The 16,574-nt window shown below is 51.4% G+C and carries 19 protein-coding genes; 13 read left to right on the top strand and 6 right to left on the bottom strand.

All coding sequences use genetic code 11. The annotated features are described in order from the left end of the window. Positions 1 to 13: 13 nt before the first annotated feature. From ACQ76X_RS02465 to ACQ76X_RS02450, 4 genes are all read right to left on the bottom strand, one after another. Complete coding sequence (locus ACQ76X_RS02465) at positions 14 to 742, bottom strand: hypothetical protein (RefSeq protein ID WP_438491270.1); 729 nt, start codon at positions 740 to 742, stop codon at positions 14 to 16. Next, positions 742 to 1,200, bottom strand: coding sequence for an AAA family ATPase (locus ACQ76X_RS02460; protein ID WP_438491268.1), 459 nt, complete (start codon positions 1,198 to 1,200; stop codon positions 742 to 744). The genes ACQ76X_RS02465 and ACQ76X_RS02460 overlap by 1 nt, the downstream gene beginning before the upstream one ends. Next, on the bottom strand, positions 1,172 to 1,456 hold the full coding sequence (locus tag ACQ76X_RS02455) for an ATP-binding cassette domain-containing protein (RefSeq protein WP_438491267.1): 285 nt from the start codon (positions 1,454 to 1,456) through the stop codon (positions 1,172 to 1,174). Before ACQ76X_RS02455 ends, ACQ76X_RS02460 begins: the two co-directional genes overlap by 29 nt. A 132-nt stretch (positions 1,457 to 1,588) precedes the next feature. Continuing rightward, positions 1,589 to 1,894, bottom strand: coding sequence for a DUF2627 domain-containing protein (locus tag ACQ76X_RS02450; RefSeq protein WP_038594760.1), 306 nt, complete (start codon positions 1,892 to 1,894; stop codon positions 1,589 to 1,591). A 167-nt stretch (positions 1,895 to 2,061) separates the two neighbouring features. Between ACQ76X_RS02450 and lpdA the strand changes: the two genes are divergently transcribed. The 5 genes from lpdA to lipB all read left to right on the top strand — a co-directional run bounded on the left by lpdA (position 2,062) and on the right by lipB (position 8,087). Next, positions 2,062 to 3,483, top strand: a complete 1,422-nt coding sequence (gene lpdA, locus ACQ76X_RS02445; protein ID WP_438491265.1) for a dihydrolipoyl dehydrogenase — start codon at positions 2,062 to 2,064, stop codon at positions 3,481 to 3,483. Positions 3,484 to 3,734: 251 nt separating this feature from the next. Then, positions 3,735 to 4,766: a thiamine pyrophosphate-dependent dehydrogenase E1 component subunit alpha gene (locus tag ACQ76X_RS02440; RefSeq protein ID WP_438491263.1), complete on the top strand. Its 1,032-nt coding sequence runs from the start codon at positions 3,735 to 3,737 to the stop codon at positions 4,764 to 4,766. A gap of 3 nt (positions 4,767 to 4,769) precedes the next feature. Beyond that, positions 4,770 to 5,756, top strand: a complete 987-nt coding sequence (locus ACQ76X_RS02435; protein WP_076108918.1) for an alpha-ketoacid dehydrogenase subunit beta — start codon at positions 4,770 to 4,772, stop codon at positions 5,754 to 5,756. 157 nt (positions 5,757 to 5,913) lie between these two features. After that, positions 5,914 to 7,326 (top strand): dihydrolipoamide acetyltransferase family protein, encoded by a 1,413-nt coding sequence (locus ACQ76X_RS02430; RefSeq protein WP_438491260.1) that lies wholly within the window; start codon positions 5,914 to 5,916, stop codon positions 7,324 to 7,326. A 53-nt stretch (positions 7,327 to 7,379) separates the two neighbouring features. After that, on the top strand, positions 7,380 to 8,087 hold the full coding sequence (lipB, locus tag ACQ76X_RS02425) for a lipoyl(octanoyl) transferase LipB (protein WP_438491259.1): 708 nt from the start codon (positions 7,380 to 7,382) through the stop codon (positions 8,085 to 8,087). A gap of 79 nt (positions 8,088 to 8,166) precedes the next feature. On the opposite strand, the gene prli42 is transcribed toward lipB, so the two are convergent. Then, positions 8,167 to 8,268 carry a stressosome-associated protein Prli42 gene (gene prli42 / locus ACQ76X_RS02420; RefSeq protein WP_438491257.1) on the bottom strand — a complete coding sequence of 34 codons (102 nt, stop codon included), beginning with the start codon at positions 8,266 to 8,268 and terminating at the stop codon, positions 8,167 to 8,169. A 95-nt stretch (positions 8,269 to 8,363) separates the two neighbouring features. Here prli42 and ACQ76X_RS02415 point away from each other — a divergent pair, with 95 nt between their 5' ends. Then, a complete protein-coding gene (locus ACQ76X_RS02415) occupies positions 8,364 to 9,491 on the top strand; it encodes a M20/M25/M40 family metallo-hydrolase (RefSeq protein ID WP_438491255.1) in 1,128 nt (375 codons plus the stop codon). 502 nt (positions 9,492 to 9,993) lie between these two features. Here ACQ76X_RS02415 and ACQ76X_RS02410 read toward each other — a convergent pair. Further along, on the bottom strand, positions 9,994 to 10,167 hold the full coding sequence (locus tag ACQ76X_RS02410) for a hypothetical protein (protein WP_156130927.1): 174 nt from the start codon (positions 10,165 to 10,167) through the stop codon (positions 9,994 to 9,996). 76 nt (positions 10,168 to 10,243) lie between these two features. On the opposite strand from ACQ76X_RS02410, the gene ACQ76X_RS02405 reads away from it, so the two are divergent. The 7 genes from ACQ76X_RS02405 (at position 10,244) to xerD (ending at position 16,340) form a co-directional block, all read left to right on the top strand. Continuing rightward, the gene (locus tag ACQ76X_RS02405; RefSeq protein ID WP_076108922.1) at positions 10,244 to 10,816 is read left to right on the top strand and encodes an NUDIX hydrolase; all 573 of its coding nucleotides are present in this window, start codon (positions 10,244 to 10,246) and stop codon (positions 10,814 to 10,816) included. Continuing rightward, complete coding sequence (locus ACQ76X_RS02400; protein WP_438491600.1) at positions 10,807 to 12,012, top strand: endonuclease Q family protein; 1,206 nt, start codon at positions 10,807 to 10,809, stop codon at positions 12,010 to 12,012. Before ACQ76X_RS02405 ends, ACQ76X_RS02400 begins: the two co-directional genes overlap by 10 nt. Before the next feature lie 98 nt (positions 12,013 to 12,110). Beyond that, on the top strand, positions 12,111 to 12,743 hold the full coding sequence (spoIIM, locus tag ACQ76X_RS02395) for a stage II sporulation protein M (RefSeq protein ID WP_076108924.1): 633 nt from the start codon (positions 12,111 to 12,113) through the stop codon (positions 12,741 to 12,743). 145 nt (positions 12,744 to 12,888) lie between these two features. Then, complete coding sequence (locus tag ACQ76X_RS02390; RefSeq protein WP_438491252.1) at positions 12,889 to 13,968, top strand: hypothetical protein; 1,080 nt, start codon at positions 12,889 to 12,891, stop codon at positions 13,966 to 13,968. A gap of 354 nt (positions 13,969 to 14,322) precedes the next feature. Continuing rightward, entirely contained in the window at positions 14,323 to 14,790 is a 468-nt protein-coding gene (gene fur, locus ACQ76X_RS02385; RefSeq protein ID WP_038594739.1) for a ferric iron uptake transcriptional regulator, read from the top strand. Between the two features lie 264 nt (positions 14,791 to 15,054). Continuing rightward, on the top strand, positions 15,055 to 15,288 hold the full coding sequence (locus ACQ76X_RS02380; protein ID WP_038594738.1) for a DUF4227 family protein: 234 nt from the start codon (positions 15,055 to 15,057) through the stop codon (positions 15,286 to 15,288). 158 nt (positions 15,289 to 15,446) lie between these two features. After that, positions 15,447 to 16,340 carry a site-specific tyrosine recombinase XerD gene (gene xerD, locus ACQ76X_RS02375; protein WP_438491250.1) on the top strand — a complete coding sequence of 298 codons (894 nt, stop codon included), beginning with the start codon at positions 15,447 to 15,449 and terminating at the stop codon, positions 16,338 to 16,340. Positions 16,341 to 16,574 lie beyond the last annotated feature (234 nt).

The following is a 16,574-nucleotide window of genomic DNA, read 5'->3' as shown; positions in this document are numbered from 1 at the left end:
CTGAAAAATGGAGCTACTGTTTATAGGATAATATAATGCTCTCATTGCTTAGCTTCCCTTTTAGAGAGGAGCGTACAGCGGTGCAGAGTGCAGCCAGGAGAAGCAGCATACAGCCGGTAATCCAAAGGATGGCGTTACCATCCTGTGTAATCCCGAGCTTGCGGATAAATGTGCCGGGCAGTGAGGCGGCAAACACAAACAGAACGGCACTGACCGAAAGGAAAGTCCTTACCCGCTCGGGGGACTTGGAGAGCATGGAGATCAGCGTCAATGTTCCGGTGGCGGCATAGGTAAACAGGAGATAAGCCGCGGCAAATATCACAAAAGCAACATTCCGGAACAGATGGAGCAGCACCGCTTCCCGGGCAAACAGGGCATAGCCAAACACGAGGGCATTAAAAAGCAGGATAGGAGCAATGCTTAGCACAAAGGCGGAGCGGCTGTATAAAGCGGTTAGCTGGCGGATATCGACCTTGTTGGCAAGATAATATTCGCAGCGCCCCGAGGTTTTTTCGGAGATAACAATTAGACTGAGGGAAAGCATATTTAGAAAGAGATAAATCGAGACGTTGAGGACAAGGTAAATATAGACCGGAATAAAGGCCATCGGGCCGGTGTTGGTTCTCAGAATTTGCAGCAGGGAGTTAAACGGCAAGATCATCATGATCAGGAGCATGGCAATATAGGAGGGGGTTCTCAGGAGATCCTTGATATTCAATTTGTTTACCGGATGCAGCCTCATTATCTAGCCTCCTTAAGTACAGTGAAGAACCGTTGCTCCAAATCACCGCAGAATTCTTGATTATGGATAATATCAACAATGGAACCGCCGATCAGGATGGTGATCCAATCGCTGATTTTTTGAACCTCCGCCAGATCGTGAGAGGTAAGGATAAGTGTTTTGCCTTCATCCTTCAAACCGCGCAGGACACTGCGCATGACCAGTCTTGATTCGGGATCGACACCGGAGGTAGGCTCGTCCAGCAGCAGAATGGGGGAATCCTTCAGCAGCGTAATCAGCAGCGACAGCTTTCGTTTCATGCCTTTGGAATAGGTAGCCACTTTATTATCAAGTGCGGTTTCGAGCTGCAGAAGAGCAGCGTATCGTTCGATCATCGTAGAAGCCAACGCCGGACTTACGTCCAAATAGATGCAGAAATCACGGATGTTTTCACGCCCGGTTTTGGTCTCGATAATCATTCTCCAGCAATACCGAGATTTGCTGCGCATCACTGGAATAAGTAATTGTTCCTTCATCCAGAGTCAAGAGACCCATGATGAGACGCAGCAGGGTTGTTTTGCCCGCTCCGTTCGGGCCGATGATGGCGAAAATGCTGTTATGAGGCACAGCGAAAGAAACGCTGCGGATGATCTTTGTCTGATTTAATGTTTTGCCTGCGCCGGATACGATAATCGCATTGCTGTCCAGTGCCGGGGCCTGTTGTTGATGCAGCAAGACATACCACTCCCTGATTGAAATAAGTTACAGGGAAAATATACCTTATTTCCTAAGAGATTCATAGAATCAAAAAAAGCATCTCCGAATGTCTTCGGAAATGCCTGGTTAAGTGATCTAAGTCATTTAAAGTTAAGGATTACTTTTCGTAGCAGGCGGCTGCTGGATTTTTTGCTTTTCTCTGAACCGCGGGCCGACATAGTTCTTTTTACGGTCACGCGTCAGAATCCAGCCTCCGAGAAAGCTCATCCCGGCCAAGAAGAGCAGCAGCCCCCCGCCAAAGTGCAGCCAGGCAAAATCCGGTGTCACAGCATCGTCGCCATGCATGGAGATATAGTTGAAAATATCATCTTTCATCATCAGGAAGCCCGTCATGGCCAGCAGGCCGGGAATAACCAGAATAAGGATGGCAATGAAGCGTGAAATCAGCAGTTTCATGAGGGTTCCATCTCCTTCGCAGCCCTTTGGATTCCCCCATATGATAACGCTTCACCAGGAAAAAGTCCATGAATACATGACGATTATAAGTTTGTAATGGGCATAAAAGAGAGTACAATGTAATAGGTTATGCAGAACTTATGAGTAATGACTGGAGGATACATATCATGACAATATCCTGTGACGTGGCGATACTGGGCGGTGGAACCGGAGGTTATGTGGCGGCGATCCGCGCGGCCCAGCTGGGAAAGTCGGTTGTCGTCATCGAAATGGACAAACTGGGCGGCACCTGCCTGCACCGTGGCTGTATTCCAAGTAAGTCGCTGCTGCGCAGCGCAGAAGTGTATGCTGAGATAAATGAGAGCGAAAGCTATGGCATCGAAACAACAGGCGTACAGCTGGTATTCCCGAAGGTGCAGCGCCGCAAGGAAGCTGTGGTGGAACAGCTGCATGAGGGCGTGCAATATTTGATGCGCAAGAATAAAATCCAGGTCCTCAAAGGGAAAGGCCGGATCATCGGGCCTTCGATTTTCTCCCCGCGCAGCGGTGCTGTGGCGGTGGAACTGGAGAATGGCGAGATGGAGACTGTAGTCTCATCCAATCTTATTGTCGCTACAGGCTCACGCCCCCGCGTGCTGCCGGGACTTAAACCGGATGGCAAGGTTATTCTGAGCAGTGAAGAAGCGCTGACGCTTGAAGAACTGCCGTCTTCGATCATTATTGTGGGCGGTGGAGTAATCGGTGTGGAGTGGGCTTCAATGCTGGTTGATTTCGGTGTACAGGTGACTGTGGTCGAGGCCGCTGGCCAGCTGTTGCCGCTGGAAGACGAGGAAATTGCCCGGGAGCTGCTGCGTCTGCTCAAAAAACGCGGGGTCAAAGTTCTAACGGGGACAACTGTGGATGCTGAGACTTGTGTGGTAACGGAGGACGGCGTAACCATTGAAGCCCGCAAGGGGGAACAGAGCCAGAGCTTGTCCGCAGAGAAGCTGCTGGTGTCTGTCGGCAGAGTAGCCAATATCGAAAATATTGGATTGGAAAATACCGATATCCACTTCGATAAAGGTGTGATCGAGGTTAACGCTAACATGCAGACGAATGAGCCGCATATCTACGGTATCGGCGACTGCATCGGCGGCCTGCAGCTGGCCCATGCCGCCAGCCATGAAGGTATTCGCGCAGTGAACCACCTGGCAGGTGAGAAGCTCCATCCCTATCATATCCATCAGGTTCCCCGCTGTGTCTACACACGGCCGGAAGTGGCCAGTGTCGGATATACAGAGAAAGAGGCCAAGAATCTCGGCCATGATGTCGTGACCGGGAAATTTCCATTCTCGGCTATCGGCAAAGCTATCGTCTACGGGATGAAGGACGGTTTTGTCAAAGTCGTTGCCGACCGCAGCAGCGGGGATATTCTCGGTGTTCAAATGATCGGACCGCATGTGACCGATCTCATCGGCGAAGCGGCGCTGGCGCAGCTGCTGGACGCTACCCCTTGGGAGATCGGCGAAGCTATCCATGCCCATCCGACCCTTTCCGAGATTATTGGAGAAGCCATGCTGGCGGTAGATGGCAAATCAATCGGTTTTTAGTATACGAGAAAAGTCCCCAAGAGAATGCCGGATAGAGCTGGAGAAGCGTTATGCGCCGAAATAGCTCTATTCCGGCTTTTCCTCTCTTTTCTTTTTGTACAGAAAGGGATTATAATGAACTCAAGCCAAGTCTTAGTACCAGGTTATAAGATCAGGCACAGGTTGTTATAATTTTAAGCATCTGCTGCAAGTTTGTACAAAACCAATTTAGTGGGATTAGGCTCACAAAACTTTTAGGAGGTACCTCTCATATGGAATCTCAAGGTACTGTAGGAACAGTCAACAGACATCAGGAGCTTGGACTCAGTGACGGCCAGGTCATCGATATGTACAAATATATGCAGATGGGACGGAAGTACGATGAGCGCAGTCTGCTGCTGCAGCGCGCCGGGAAGATTAACTTCCATGTTTCCGGTATCGGCCAGGAGGCAGCTCAGGTTGCGGCGGCTTTTGCACTGGACCGGCAGAACGATTATTTCCTTCCGTATTACCGCGATTATGCCTTTGTGCTTACCGTGGGCATGACCATGCGCGAGCTGATGCTCTCCGTGTTCGCCAAGGCTGAGGATCCCAACAGCGGTGGACGGCAGATGCCGGGCCACTTTGGAAGCAAACGTCTGCGCATCGTAACCGGCTCAAGTCCGGTGACTACACAAGTACCGCATGCGGTAGGTTTCGCGCTTGCGGCCAAGATGCAAAAGAAAAAGTTTGTTTCTTTTGTTACGTTCGGAGAGGGCTCCAGCAACCAGGGAGATTTTCATGAAGCGTGCAATTTCGCCGGTGTGAACAAGCTGCCGGTCATTATTTTTTGCCAGAACAACCAGTACGCCATCTCCATCCCAGCCCATAAGCAGCTCGCCGGCAAAGTCAGTGACCGTGCGCTGGGCTACGGCTTCCCGGGCATCCAGGTAGACGGCAATGATCCGCTTGAAGTGTACCGTGTCGTTAAGGAAGCGCGGGAGAGAGCACTTAGAGGAGAAGGACCAACGCTGATCGAAGCGATGATGTACCGCCTGTCACCGCATTCCACCTCGGACAACGATCTGGCTTACCGGACCAAGGAAGAGGTTGACGAGAACTGGAAAAAGGACGGCGTCGCCGCCTTCCGCAACTATCTGATAGAGCTGGGCCTGTGGAGTGACGAACAGGAACGCGATCTGGCTGCACAGTACAATCTTGAACTGAAAGAGGCTATTGAATATGCTGACAAGGCACCGTTCCCGAAACCGGAAGATACGCTGCTGCATGTATACAGTGAATCAGACCTCAAAGGAGGAGCATAATTCATGGCAATGATGGAATATATCGATGCGATCCGGCTGGCGATGAAGGAAGAAATGGAACGCGATGAATCTGTGTTCGTGCTGGGTGAGGATGTTGGCGTTAAGGGCGGTGTGTTCACCACTACCAAAGGGCTGCAGGAGCAGTTCGGGGAAGAACGCGTGATGGATACCCCGCTGGCGGAGTCGGCGATTGCCGGAGTAGCCATCGGAGCGGCCATGTACGGCATGAAGCCTATTGCCGAAATGCAATATTCGGATTTCATGCTTCCGGCAACCAATCAGATTATTAGCGAAGCGGCCAAAATCCGTTACCGCTCCAATAACGACTGGAACTGCCCGGTTGTTATCCGCGCGCCTATCGGTGGCGGTATATTTGGCGGGCTGTATCATTCCCAGTGCCCCGAATCAATTTTCTTCGGCACACCGGGACTGAAGATTGTGGCGCCTTATTCGGCTTATGATGCCAAAGGTCTGCTGAAGGCAGCGGTCCGTGACCCGGATCCGGTCTTATTCTTCGAGAACAAGAAATGCTACAAGCTGATTAAAGAAGATGTGCCGGAAGATGATTATACTGTGCCGATTGGAGAAGCGAACCTGCTGCGCGCAGGCAGCGATATTACGGTGATCGGGTACAGCCTGCCGCTGCATTTTGCGATGCAGGCCGCGGAGGAGCTGGAGCGCGAGGAAGGCATAACCGCACACATACTGGATCTTCGCACGCTGCAGCCGCTGGACCGTGAAGCCATTATTGCTGCTGCCCGTCAGACCGGCAAGGTGCTGATTGTCCATGAGGACAACAAGACAGGCGGAATCGGCGGCGAAGTGGCAGCCATTATTGCTGAGCACTGCCTGTTCGAGCTCGACGCGCCGATCTTCCGGCTCTGCGGCCCTGATGTGCCCGCGATGCCGATCAGCCCGCCGATGGAGAAATTCTTCATGCTGAGCAAAGATAAAGTGAAAGCGGAGATGCTCCGGCTGGCGCAATACTAAACATTCTGATTCTGCTGGTACATACTTCCGAAGCGAGTTTTGTACGAAGATGCTACAGGAAGTAGTGCTTACAAAACTTAAGCGTATGCTTCCGAAGCGAGTTTTGAACGAAGACATTTCAGGAAGTATTGCTTACAAAATTTTAAGGAGTGACAATATGTCTGACAATACAAAGCTGATCGACGTGATTCTGCCGCAGCTGGCTGAGTCGCTGGTATCGGCGACGATCGGCAAATGGCTGAAGCAGCCGGGCGATCAAGTGGATCAATATGAGCCCATCTGCGATTTGATTACAGATAAAGTCAATGCAGAGCTGCCTTCCACCGTGGAAGGAACGCTGGTGGAGCTGCTCGCGGAAGAGGGCCAGACCATCAACGTTGGCGAAGTTATCGCCCGTATCGCTGTAGCTGTGGCTGCTCCCGCAGCTCCAACGGTTCCGGCAGCTCCATCCGCCGGAGCTGGCCAGGTTAATTCCGCTCCGCAGGTGACTGCAGCAGCCAGACCGCCGTTACCAGCTGCCGGGGGTTCAGCTGACGCTCCAATGCGCTCCCGCTACTCACCGGCAGTACAGACACTCGCCGCCGAGCACGGCATTAATCTTGCCGCTGTGCCGGGAACCGGTATGGGCGGCCGTATCACCCGGAAGGATGTGCTGACGTTCATGGAAAGCGGCGGGGCCGCAGCCGTCCATGCCTCCAATGGCGCAGCTTCGGCAGCCGGACATCAGGCGCAAGTAGCCGCGCAGCAACCTGTGCTGCAGGCTGTTCACACCGAAGTGCAGGAAGCGCGGGAGCCCGTTCGCCATTCCGGACTGCACCTGAGCGAATCTCCGCGTATTCCGACGATTGAGGTGGAAGGCGGCCGGGGCAGCAGTTCAGAATTTCTGATCGACGTCACCCCGATCCGCAACACGATCGCCACGAGAATGCGCCAGAGTGTCTCGGAGATTCCCCATGCGTGGACAATGATTGAAGTGGATGTGACGAATCTCGTCGTGCTGCGGAATAAGCTTAAAGATGAGTTCAAGCGCAAGGAAGGCATCAATCTGACTTACCTAGCTTTTATGATGAAGGCTGTGGTCAGTGCGATCAAGGATTATCCGATTATGAACTCCGTCTGGGCGGTTGATAAAATCATTGTCAAACGCGACATCAATATTACACTTGCTGTAGGCACCGAAGATTCCGTTATGACACCGGTAATCAAGAAGGCTGATCAGAAGAACATCGCCGGACTTGCCCGGGAGATCGACGAATTAGCGCAAAAGACCCGCGACGGCAAGCTGCGCCTGGAAGATATGCAGGGGGGGACCTTTACCGTCAACAACACCGGTTCTTTCGGCTCTATTCTGTCCTACCCGATTATCAACTACCCGCAGGCGGCAATATTGACCTTTGAATCCATCGTGAAGAAGCCTGTGGTCATCAACGATATGATCGCCGTACGCTCCATGGCCAATATTTGTCTGTCTCTGGATCACCGGATTCTGGATGGAGTCATTTGCGGCCGCTTCCTGCAGCGCGTGAAGGATAACCTGGAAAGCTATACACCGGATACCAAGCTGTATTAATATTTTGCAATATTCATTGACTGGCGACTCTAAATCGAAGGGGACCTGACGTTATGAATAACCCGCAACCTGGCAAGCTGGAAATTTCATATCACCCCCTGATGGAATATGGTGCGGCCTGGGAGCTGCAGAAGGAACATGTGCAGGCCATTGATGCCGGAACAGGCCTGGAACAGCTGATCCTTTTGCAGCATCCGCCCACCTATACCATCGGTTCTCAGAATCACCCGGAGCATCTTCTCCTCAGCGGTGAACAGCTCAAGGAGCAAGGGATTGCGCTGTTTGAAATCGACCGCGGGGGGGACATTACATACCACGGGCCGGGCCAGCTTGTCGGCTACCCGCTGCTGAAGCTTGGGGAGGACGGAAGGGTCGATCTGCACGGGTATCTCCGCCGGCTGGAGGCTGTAATTATTGATTATTTGGCTTCCTGCGGAATAGAGGGTGACCGCAAGCCCGGGTATACCGGCGTTTGGGTTGGCGACCAGAAGATTTGTGCGATTGGCGTCAAGTTTAACAGAAGCAAATCACGCAGAGGCTTTATTACCAGCCACGGCTTTGCCTTCAACATCTCTGCGGGGATTGGCGGGCGCGGGTTTCAGGGGATTATTCCCTGCGGCATTGTGGAATATGGGGTAACTTCGCTGGAGGAATGCACCGGCCGGCCTATGGATCCTGAGCAGGTATCAGAGGAGCTGATTCCTTATTTTCTGCAGCACTTTCCGTATAAGGTAATCAACCCGGTGAATCCACATGCTTAGGCCGATTTGACGGTAACCCGGGATGTCAAATAGCGCCCGGGGAGCCCGGACGTTATTATTAACGATCTACTTTCTGCTGTTAACTGGCCAGGAAAGGCTCGATGACCATCAGCAAGGTAGAGCCGACCATGGCGATCAGCATGACATAAATGAAGATACGGAACCATTTTTGACGTTGCATGAGTGACTCCTTTAGAATTAGTTTAAGTTAAGAGCGTACAGATATTTAAGGCAGTACCACTATTGTAACGCAATCGTGAAAGAGAGGGAAGTCCAATGATATCACAAGACCGATTGATTCAGGAATTTATGGAGCTTGTCCGTATTGACAGTGAATCAAGAAACGAACGGCAAATTGCCGATGTGCTAAAAGAAAAATTCAGCGCCTTGGGTCTTACTGCCATCGAGGACGATTCCCAGGAGCGCACCGGACATGGAGCGGGCAATCTGTTCGTTACCTGGCCTGCCGATAACGGAGCTGCGGCTCCCAAGCTGCTGTTCACCTGCCATATGGATACAGTGGTTCCCGGACAGAACATCAAACCTACCCTTGGAGAAGACGGCTGGATTACGAGCGACGGCAGCACAATTCTCGGGGCGGATGACAAAGCGGGGTTAGCTGCTTTGTTCGAAGCGATCCGTGTCATTCAGGAACAGGGCGTTGCTCACGGTCAGATCCAGTTTGTCATTACAGCGGGTGAAGAATCCGGGCTGCTTGGCGCCCGGGCCATGGACCCCAAACATCTGGATGCTGACATGGGCTTTGCGCTGGATTCCAACGGTGAGGTTGGAGGAATTGCGGTTGCTGCACCTTCCCAAGCCAAAGTAACGATGCAGATCTTCGGCAAATCCGCCCATGCCGGCGTGAATCCGGAAGATGGCATCAGCGCCATTCAGGTGGCAAGCAAAGCCATCTCGGCGATGAAGCTGGGACGCATCGACAATGAGACTACGGCCAATATTGGCAAGTTCGCAGGCGGCGGACCAACGAATGTGGTCTGTGACCATGTACAGCTTGATGCTGAAGCGCGCAGTATTGTGCAGGAGAAGGTAGACCGGCAAGTGGCTTCCATGCGCGAAGCATTGGAGACCACAGTGCGTGAACATGGTGCAGAATGTGAATTCCGCAGTGAGATTATTTACCCGGCATTCAGCTTTAATGAGCATGATCCGGTTGTGGTACTTGCGGACCGTGCCATAACCTCACTCGGCCTAAAGACACGCCTGTTCCCGTCCGGCGGCGGCAGCGACGCCAATGTGTTCAACGGGCTAAAGGTACCTACGGTGAATCTTGCCATCGGTTACGAGCATATCCATACCACCAAGGAACGGATCAAAGCCGAGGACATCGTCAAAGCGGCTGAGCTGGTTGTAGCCATCGTTAAGGAAAGTGTAAAAGGTTAAAATATCATGTGCAGCAGCTGAGGCTGGGTATATGCAGTGAAGGAGCTGTTTCCGGGCGATGCCCGGGAACAGCTCCTTATGTTTTTCCTGAACAGCAGAATTAACAGTATTAATGGAACAGCTTCGCCGAATGGAACCTTACGGAAAATGCTGCTGTCTAGCTAAATGTACGTATTAGTTGGGAACGTTCCTTCAAGCGAATGGGGAGGACTCTCCGTGACTTAGAAGGTGGCCTAGAAGCTGGGGAGAACTCTCGGTGACTTGAGGATGAGGACTAGAAGCTGCCGGACTCCATGGACGTTATTTCTAATAATCGCCGGTTTTTGACAAGGAAACGGACTCCAGTGACACTATTGTTCTGTTTTGAAGCCAATTCCCCTCCTTGTAGAGGAAATAACGCCTTTCCGGTCCGGATGATCGGGAAAAAGGATTTCCAGGAGTAATAACGTCTTTCCGGTCCGGATACATTCAGAAACGGAAAGGGGAAAATGCTGCAAGCGGGTTACCCCGCTTTAGGTGGACTCAGCCGTGATTCAGCTTTCAGCCGCAGGATGTAGGACAGTGGCATATCACGTCCGTACTGCAGGGTCCACCCGGCGATTACTGCTTTAATCTGCTCCGGTGTACCTACCATTGTGACTGCAGTTGAGCTTGTACGGATAAGGATGTCATTCATGTCTACATTCCTTCTTTCCCCTTAAGTTTGCTATAATACACCCTATGCAGAACTGAGCTAAAGGAGACCATAAACTATGAAAAAAGTTGAAACTCACCGCAATCCCGCACTGGATGAAGAGACGTTGTCTACACAGCCGATTTTTGAAGGCAAAATTATTACCCTGCAGGTGGATACGGTTAAGCTGCCGGATGGCAATACTGCAACCCGCGAGGTCGTGAAGCATCCCGGAGCTGTAGCTGTGCTTGCTCTGAATCAGGGCAAGATGCTTGTAGTGGAGCAATACCGCCAGCCGATGCACCGCACCGAGGTGGAGATCCCCGCAGGCAAGCTGGATAAGGGCGAAGATCCCTTGGCCGCTGCCGGCCGGGAGCTTCAGGAGGAGACGGGCTTTCACAGCGGCGACCTTAAGCTGCTGAAATCCTTTTATACCTCGCCCGGATTCGCGGATGAAATTATTCATTTGTATGTGACAGACAACGCCCAGGCAGGAGATATGGCACTCGATGAGGACGAATTCCTGGAGGTCTCCGAGCTTACGCTGGAGGAAGCTTATCAGTACATTGCGGACGGCCGTATTGCCGACGCCAAAACGATGATGGCGGTGTATGCATGGCATCTCTATACGCTGACGGGCCAATGGCACTAGAAGAGGAGAACAAGCTGCACAGCTTCTACTGTGACCTGCATGTTCATATCGGCCGCACTACGGAAGGACAAGCTGTCAAAATCAGCGGCAGCAAGAATCTCACCTTTGCCGGAATCGCCAAGGAGGCCGCAGAGCGCAAGGGGATCGGGCTAATCGGGATTATTGACAGCCACTCCCCCGGCGTGCAACGCGATATCCGCCACTCGCTGGAATCCGGAGAGATGACAGTGGCAGACGGTGGAGGTATTGCTTACAGGGGCACAACCATCTTGCTGGGGTCAGAGATTGAAATCCGCGAGCCTGGCCGGAAGGAATGCCATGTGTTAGCCTTTATGCCGGACCTGGAGACGATGGCTGATTTCAGCAGCTGGATGAGCAAACATATGCGCAACGTAAATCTCAGTTCCCAGCGGCTATATGCCCCATCCAGGGAACTGCAGGATGAGATTTACGGACGCGGGGGCATTCTAATTCCGGCGCATATTTTCACGCCGCATAAAGGTCTTTATGGTTGTGCTGCAGAGCGTATGGCCGAGCTGTTTGACCTGGAGCGCATCGCAGCAGTTGAGCTTGGCCTTAGCGCGGATTCGGAGATGGCAGGATACATTTCTGAGCTGGACAGCTATACCTTCCTGACCAACTCTGACGCCCACTCCCTCGGCAAAATCGGCCGTGAATACAATGTCATCGAGCTGGCTAAGCCGTCCTTCAGCGAACTGAAGCTGGCACTGAAGCGTAAGGCAGGCCGCAAGGTCAGTGCTAATTTTGGACTGAACCCGCGCCTGGGCAAGTATCACCGCACCTATTGCGCCGGATGCGGCAGTATCATTGATGAAGCGTATGCCACTTCGGAACGCTGTCCTTATTGCGGCAGTCCCAAGCTGGTGCAAGGGGTGTTTGACCGGATTCTGTCCATCGCCGACCGCGGGCAGCCCCTCGTACCGGACCATCGTCCGCCGTATCATTATCAGGTGCCGCTTGAGTTTATTCCGGGACTTGGCCCGGCTAAGATGAACGCGCTGCTGGCGGCTTTTGGCACAGAGATGAACATTCTGCATGGTGCCGGCGAGGCGGAGATTGCTGCAGTAGCGGGAACAGAGCTGGCTGCGCAGATTGTTCTTGCCCGCACGGGGGAACTTGCACTGTCGGCAGGAGGCGGAGGGACGTACGGCAAAGTAATGGTGAACAAAAAGTAGAATTGCTGTGCAGAACAGCGACCTGTCCAAAGGACAAGTCATAGAGCGGGATGTCTCCTCATATGGTGTAATATGTGACCGGAAAGGAGAACGTCCCGATGCGCAGTTTAAGGCTGATGATGAAGGAACAGACGCCTCTTTATATTTTTGTTGCTGTATTATTTCTCGTTGGTGTCGTTTTCGGGGCTCTGATTGTCAGTGCGTTAACGTTGGATCAGCAGCAGGAGCTGGGAGATTACATGGGGAATTTCTTCGTCACCGTTGATCAGCAGGGCCTGCCGGCTGCGCCCGACTCTTTCTGGAGTATCGCCGCGCTCAATCTGAAGTGGGTGGGACTCATTTGGATTCTTGGGTTGTCGGTCATTGGGCTTCCGGGTATTCTGATCTTAGATTTTCTCAAAGGAGTGCTGATTGGCTTTACCGTCGGCTGCCTCGTCAGCCAGTATTCCTGGCACGGCATGCTGTTTGCCCTCGTCTCGGTTGCTCCGCACAATCTTGTGCTGATCCCGGTTCTGCTCGTATGCAGCGCAGCGGCTATTGCCTTCTCGCTGCTGATGATCCGCAGCCGGGTGCTGGGGAAGCGGCGTACGCCGGTGACAAGGCCTTTTGCGATGTACACGGTATTATCGCTCGGAATGGCCGTACTTGTCTTGGGCATTTCCGGTTTTGAGGCTTGGGTGACGCCGGTGATGATGAGATGGGTGACACCCATGCTCGTATCTATAGGTTGATTTAAAGAATGCTGCCGGGTGGATTTTTCACTGGGGCAGCATTTTTTTATTCCTTTGATTGCAAAAAGTTATGAATAGTATATATTTGCAAATATAGGAATTAAAATGGTGTTGGGTGAGCAGCCGAGTAAGGAGGATACAGCAGGTGAAAAAAATAGGAATTCTGATGATTTTTTTATTTATGCTGTCTACGAATGTTTTCGCAGAACCCGTCCAACAGAGGGCTTTAGAAGGCTTTCTTAACAATGATTTGCAATTGTTTGCACTTTCAGCCCAAGAGAAAGTTATTTTTAATAGGATGGATAACTCGATATCTGTCTTTAACTTGGCTTCAGGCGAAGAAGCTTGGACGAAAAGTTATTCCAAGCTCTACGATGTTGATGTACTCAGCTCTCCGGAGAAAATCATTGTAATCGCCAAAGATAAAGACAACAAGCTGCAAAAGATCGTCCTGAGTAAAGAAGGAACGACACTCTCCAATACGGTCTTTAACAGCGCTCCAATCACTAAATCAATAACAAGCAATGGGGAGTTGATCCACTGGTACGTTTCAGAAGGGAGCAGTAAAGAAAGACTCTCGGTGTATAGTAACAACGTTCTCTCTGTATACCAATCCCCTTGGAACAATTCTGTTTTTAAAATGAATTTAGGCGGAATGTCAAGCAGCAGGTACGAAGATTTCATGCTTAAGGATATTAAATTGAGTGGGCCTTATGCGGTTGTCAAATATACAGGATACAGTCTTATGCAAAGTCAGGATTTTTTTCGTGTGATTAATACCTCAAATAAGAAAACATACACTATAGCTTCTGATTGGAACACACGCAGTGATTCTTCATTTGCCGGCAATGAGCTTGTTATTAACAGTTCCTTCAACGTGGGCAATCCGCTGGGCGTGAATGTTGGGCAGCCTTATTCACTATCCGACATGTATAATCTCTCGACAGGAAAAAAGACAGCAGGCATCTCTGAAACGTTTACGGATCGGGAAATGGGATGGAAGTCTGAACGTATAGGAAACCATGTTCTAATCTATCTCCCGGAGAAAGGACGAATTGATATATATAATCTCTCTGGCCGGAAGGTGTCGGAGGCTTCGATTATTCTTCCCAATAGCTTCCGCGTGCTGGATTATTCCAAGGGTGAGCTTTCTTTGCTTATCCGGGAAGAAACCGGAGCAACAATTCAAGTAATCCACACCACTGCTGTTAACGATATAAGTTGAATTAATGAACTACCTAGAGGCAAAAGCAACGGAGGGGAATTTTGGAACTGTAGGAGCGATAGCGACCGCCTTTGTCTACGGATTTCTACCGCTATGAGCATATAAATCAAGAAATCAGTAGACAACAGCGGCCGGAAGTCCAAACATTCACTGCAGTTGCGTTCTATGCCGGCTCGCTAAATCTAAAGTTCAACTTATATAGTCCATAGAACCGTTGGCGGAGTTGTATTGCCATCCCGGAATACCACTATTGAACACACTCTAAAAGCGTTTGACTTCTCAAAGCGACTCCCCCTATAATGGAAGAAGTGGTTTTATGCCCGGTGCGGTAATTTTCCAAGGGGGAGGGATACTATGGAAGCCCGGATAGACAAGATAAAGCAACAGCTACAATCCCAAGGATATAAGCTTACACCCCAACGGGAAGCAACCTTAAGAGTGCTGCTGGAGAACGAAGACGATCATTTAAGTGCAGAAGATGTGTTTATGCTTGTGAAAGAAAAGGCTCCCGAGATCGGTCTCGCCACTGTATACCGGACCCTGGAACTGCTCAGCGAGCTTCATGTCGTGGAGAAGATTAATTTCGGAGACGGAGTTGCCCGTTATGACCTACGGACAGATACGGCGAAACACCATCATCATCATTTAATCTGTGTGCAATGCGGCACAATGGATGAAATCCGTGAGGATTGGCTCGGACCGCTGGAAGAGCGGCTGGAGAACGATTATAATTTCACGGTGCTCGATCATAGACTTGATTTTCACGGGATTTGCCACCGCTGCAAGGACAAGAATACTACGGATGGCAATACGCCCGAATAGGCTTATAGATGATAAATTACCGCACAAGCTCTCCCCGGTGTACTGCCGGAGGGGGCTTTTTAAATGATTTCATCAGGCCGACATACATATCACTGCCCGCCGGCGCATAAAGTGAAGGACGAGTTATGCTTCCGAAGTGAGTTTTGTACGAAGCAATTCCCGGAAGTATAAGCTCACAAAACATAAGTTTATGCTTCCGAAGTGAGTTTTGTACGAAGCAACCCTGGGAAGTATAAGCTCACAAAACTTTTAGGAGGAATCCTAATGATTATTTCTGTGCCTGGAACGGTGCGCCGGCTGTATTTTTTGACCCTGCTTGTTGCATTGAGCTGTTTCCTGTATTACGCCCTTAGCTGGCTAAGCGGATGGATCAGTCCGATAGATCATTATGAAATCCCGGAAGGCACGGCAGTCCGGGCCTTTAAGGATGCCCCTGTCAGTGTGGACAGTCTGAATGCAGGGGAACGTCTGCGGCTATATTACTGGTATGGCGAGTGATTGCCCGGCCCGAAGCAGGAAGAAGCCGGAACACTGTCGAATGAACCTTAGGTGAGTTTATGACTCTGGCTTGCCGCTGTGCAGCCAGATGCTGAACTCCATGCCTAAATGCTGCATAGCCGCGAAGAGCAGCCTGAGCAGACAGGAGCGTGAATGAATTGAAGTCACACTTGCAGCCTTTTATGCAATATTTAACCGTAGACAAAGGTTTATCTTCCAGCACGCTCGAGTCCTATGGACGCGATGTGTCGCAGTTTCTAGAGTTTGCCGAAGGCCGTGGTGCCGTTACACCGGAGGAGATTAGAAGATCGCATATTATGCAGTATCTCGCTGAGCTCCGCACCGCAGGGCGGGCAACCGCAACAGTGAACCGGAATACGGTGTCGCTGCGCGCGTTTTTTCACTATCTGCTGAAAGAACGGCTGATCGTGCAGGACCCAACGCTGGATATGGAAATGATCAAACCGAGCAAAAAACCGCCGATGATCTTAAGTATCGAAGAAATCGAACGGCTGCTGGCGGCTCCTGATGAAGCTTCCCCCCAGGGGATGCGCGACAAGGCGATGCTAGAGCTGCTGTATGCTACCGGCATCCGGGTTACAGAGCTGATTACCCTGAATGTCGAGGACGTGCATACGGACCTGAAGTTTGCCCGCTGCAGCGGGGCTTCCGGGAAGGAGCGGGTAGTGCCGATCGGCGCTATTGCAGCGGAGTGCGTGGCGGTGTATACATCCGGTATGCGGGACAAGCTGCTGCGGGGAAATCAGGAGGAGCCTGCCCTGTTTCTGAACAGTCTGGGCGGACGGCTGACCCGTCAGGGCTTCTGGAAAATCATTAAAAAGTATGCGCGTGAAGCTCAGATTGAGCAGGATATCACTCCGCATACCCTTAGACATTCGTTCGCTGCTCATTTGCTGGAAGGCGGTGCGGATCTGCGTTCCGTGCAGCAGATGCTTGGTCATGCGGATATTTCCACAACGCAGATTTACAGCGGGATTGCCCGCAAAAATATGAAGGAAGTCTACGAAAGCCACCATCCCCGGGCGAGGTAACTGCTGCTGCGGAATGGGTATAAGACCTGAATCGCGGGTAATCCCCGAGGAAAGGGTAAAAAGATGCTTTTTGTGAGTAAGATCGTTATGATGGAAATATACTGAAAGGATAGACCGGAGCGTGTGAACCCCGGGAGTTACTTTCGGCAGAAACGGGTACCTAAAAAGCGGGGCAATGGGCCGCTGGCTTCGGAAGGGCTGTCCCTTCGGAAGAAGGTAGAGCCGTTTCTTCTT

This window comes from Paenibacillus sp. IHBB 3054 (assembly GCF_051594305.1).
Lineage (GTDB): Bacteria > Bacillota > Bacilli > Paenibacillales > Paenibacillaceae > Paenibacillus_AQ.
Note: the sequence above shows the minus strand (reverse complement) of the source record. Positions and strands in the feature narration are given on the sequence as shown.

What these genes read in the sequence shown, in the direction of transcription:
- ACQ76X_RS02465 (WP_438491270.1), bottom strand. Translation starts at nt 742, where the DNA reads ATGAGGCTGCATCCGGTAAACAAATTGAATATCAAGGATCTCCTGAGA.
- ACQ76X_RS02460 (WP_438491268.1), bottom strand. Translation starts at nt 1,200, where the DNA reads ATGATTATCGAGACCAAAACCGGGCGTGAAAACATCCGTGATTTCTGC.
- ACQ76X_RS02450 (WP_038594760.1), bottom strand. Translation starts at nt 1,894, where the DNA reads ATGAAACTGCTGATTTCACGCTTCATTGCCATCCTTATTCTGGTTATT.
- lpdA (WP_438491265.1), top strand. Translation starts at nt 2,062, where the DNA reads ATGACAATATCCTGTGACGTGGCGATACTGGGCGGTGGAACCGGAGGT.
- ACQ76X_RS02440 (WP_438491263.1), top strand. Translation starts at nt 3,735, where the DNA reads ATGGAATCTCAAGGTACTGTAGGAACAGTCAACAGACATCAGGAGCTT.
- ACQ76X_RS02435 (WP_076108918.1), top strand. Translation starts at nt 4,770, where the DNA reads ATGGCAATGATGGAATATATCGATGCGATCCGGCTGGCGATGAAGGAA.
- ACQ76X_RS02430 (WP_438491260.1), top strand. Translation starts at nt 5,914, where the DNA reads ATGTCTGACAATACAAAGCTGATCGACGTGATTCTGCCGCAGCTGGCT.
- lipB (WP_438491259.1), top strand. Translation starts at nt 7,380, where the DNA reads ATGAATAACCCGCAACCTGGCAAGCTGGAAATTTCATATCACCCCCTG.
- prli42 (WP_438491257.1), bottom strand. Translation starts at nt 8,268, where the DNA reads ATGCAACGTCAAAAATGGTTCCGTATCTTCATTTATGTCATGCTGATC.
- ACQ76X_RS02415 (WP_438491255.1), top strand. Translation starts at nt 8,364, where the DNA reads ATGATATCACAAGACCGATTGATTCAGGAATTTATGGAGCTTGTCCGT.
- ACQ76X_RS02410 (WP_156130927.1), bottom strand. Translation starts at nt 10,167, where the DNA reads ATGAATGACATCCTTATCCGTACAAGCTCAACTGCAGTCACAATGGTA.
- ACQ76X_RS02405 (WP_076108922.1), top strand. Translation starts at nt 10,244, where the DNA reads ATGAAAAAAGTTGAAACTCACCGCAATCCCGCACTGGATGAAGAGACG.
- ACQ76X_RS02400 (WP_438491600.1), top strand. Translation starts at nt 10,807, where the DNA reads ATGGCACTAGAAGAGGAGAACAAGCTGCACAGCTTCTACTGTGACCTG.
- spoIIM (WP_076108924.1), top strand. Translation starts at nt 12,111, where the DNA reads ATGCGCAGTTTAAGGCTGATGATGAAGGAACAGACGCCTCTTTATATT.
- fur (WP_038594739.1), top strand. Translation starts at nt 14,323, where the DNA reads ATGGAAGCCCGGATAGACAAGATAAAGCAACAGCTACAATCCCAAGGA.
- ACQ76X_RS02380 (WP_038594738.1), top strand. Translation starts at nt 15,055, where the DNA reads ATGATTATTTCTGTGCCTGGAACGGTGCGCCGGCTGTATTTTTTGACC.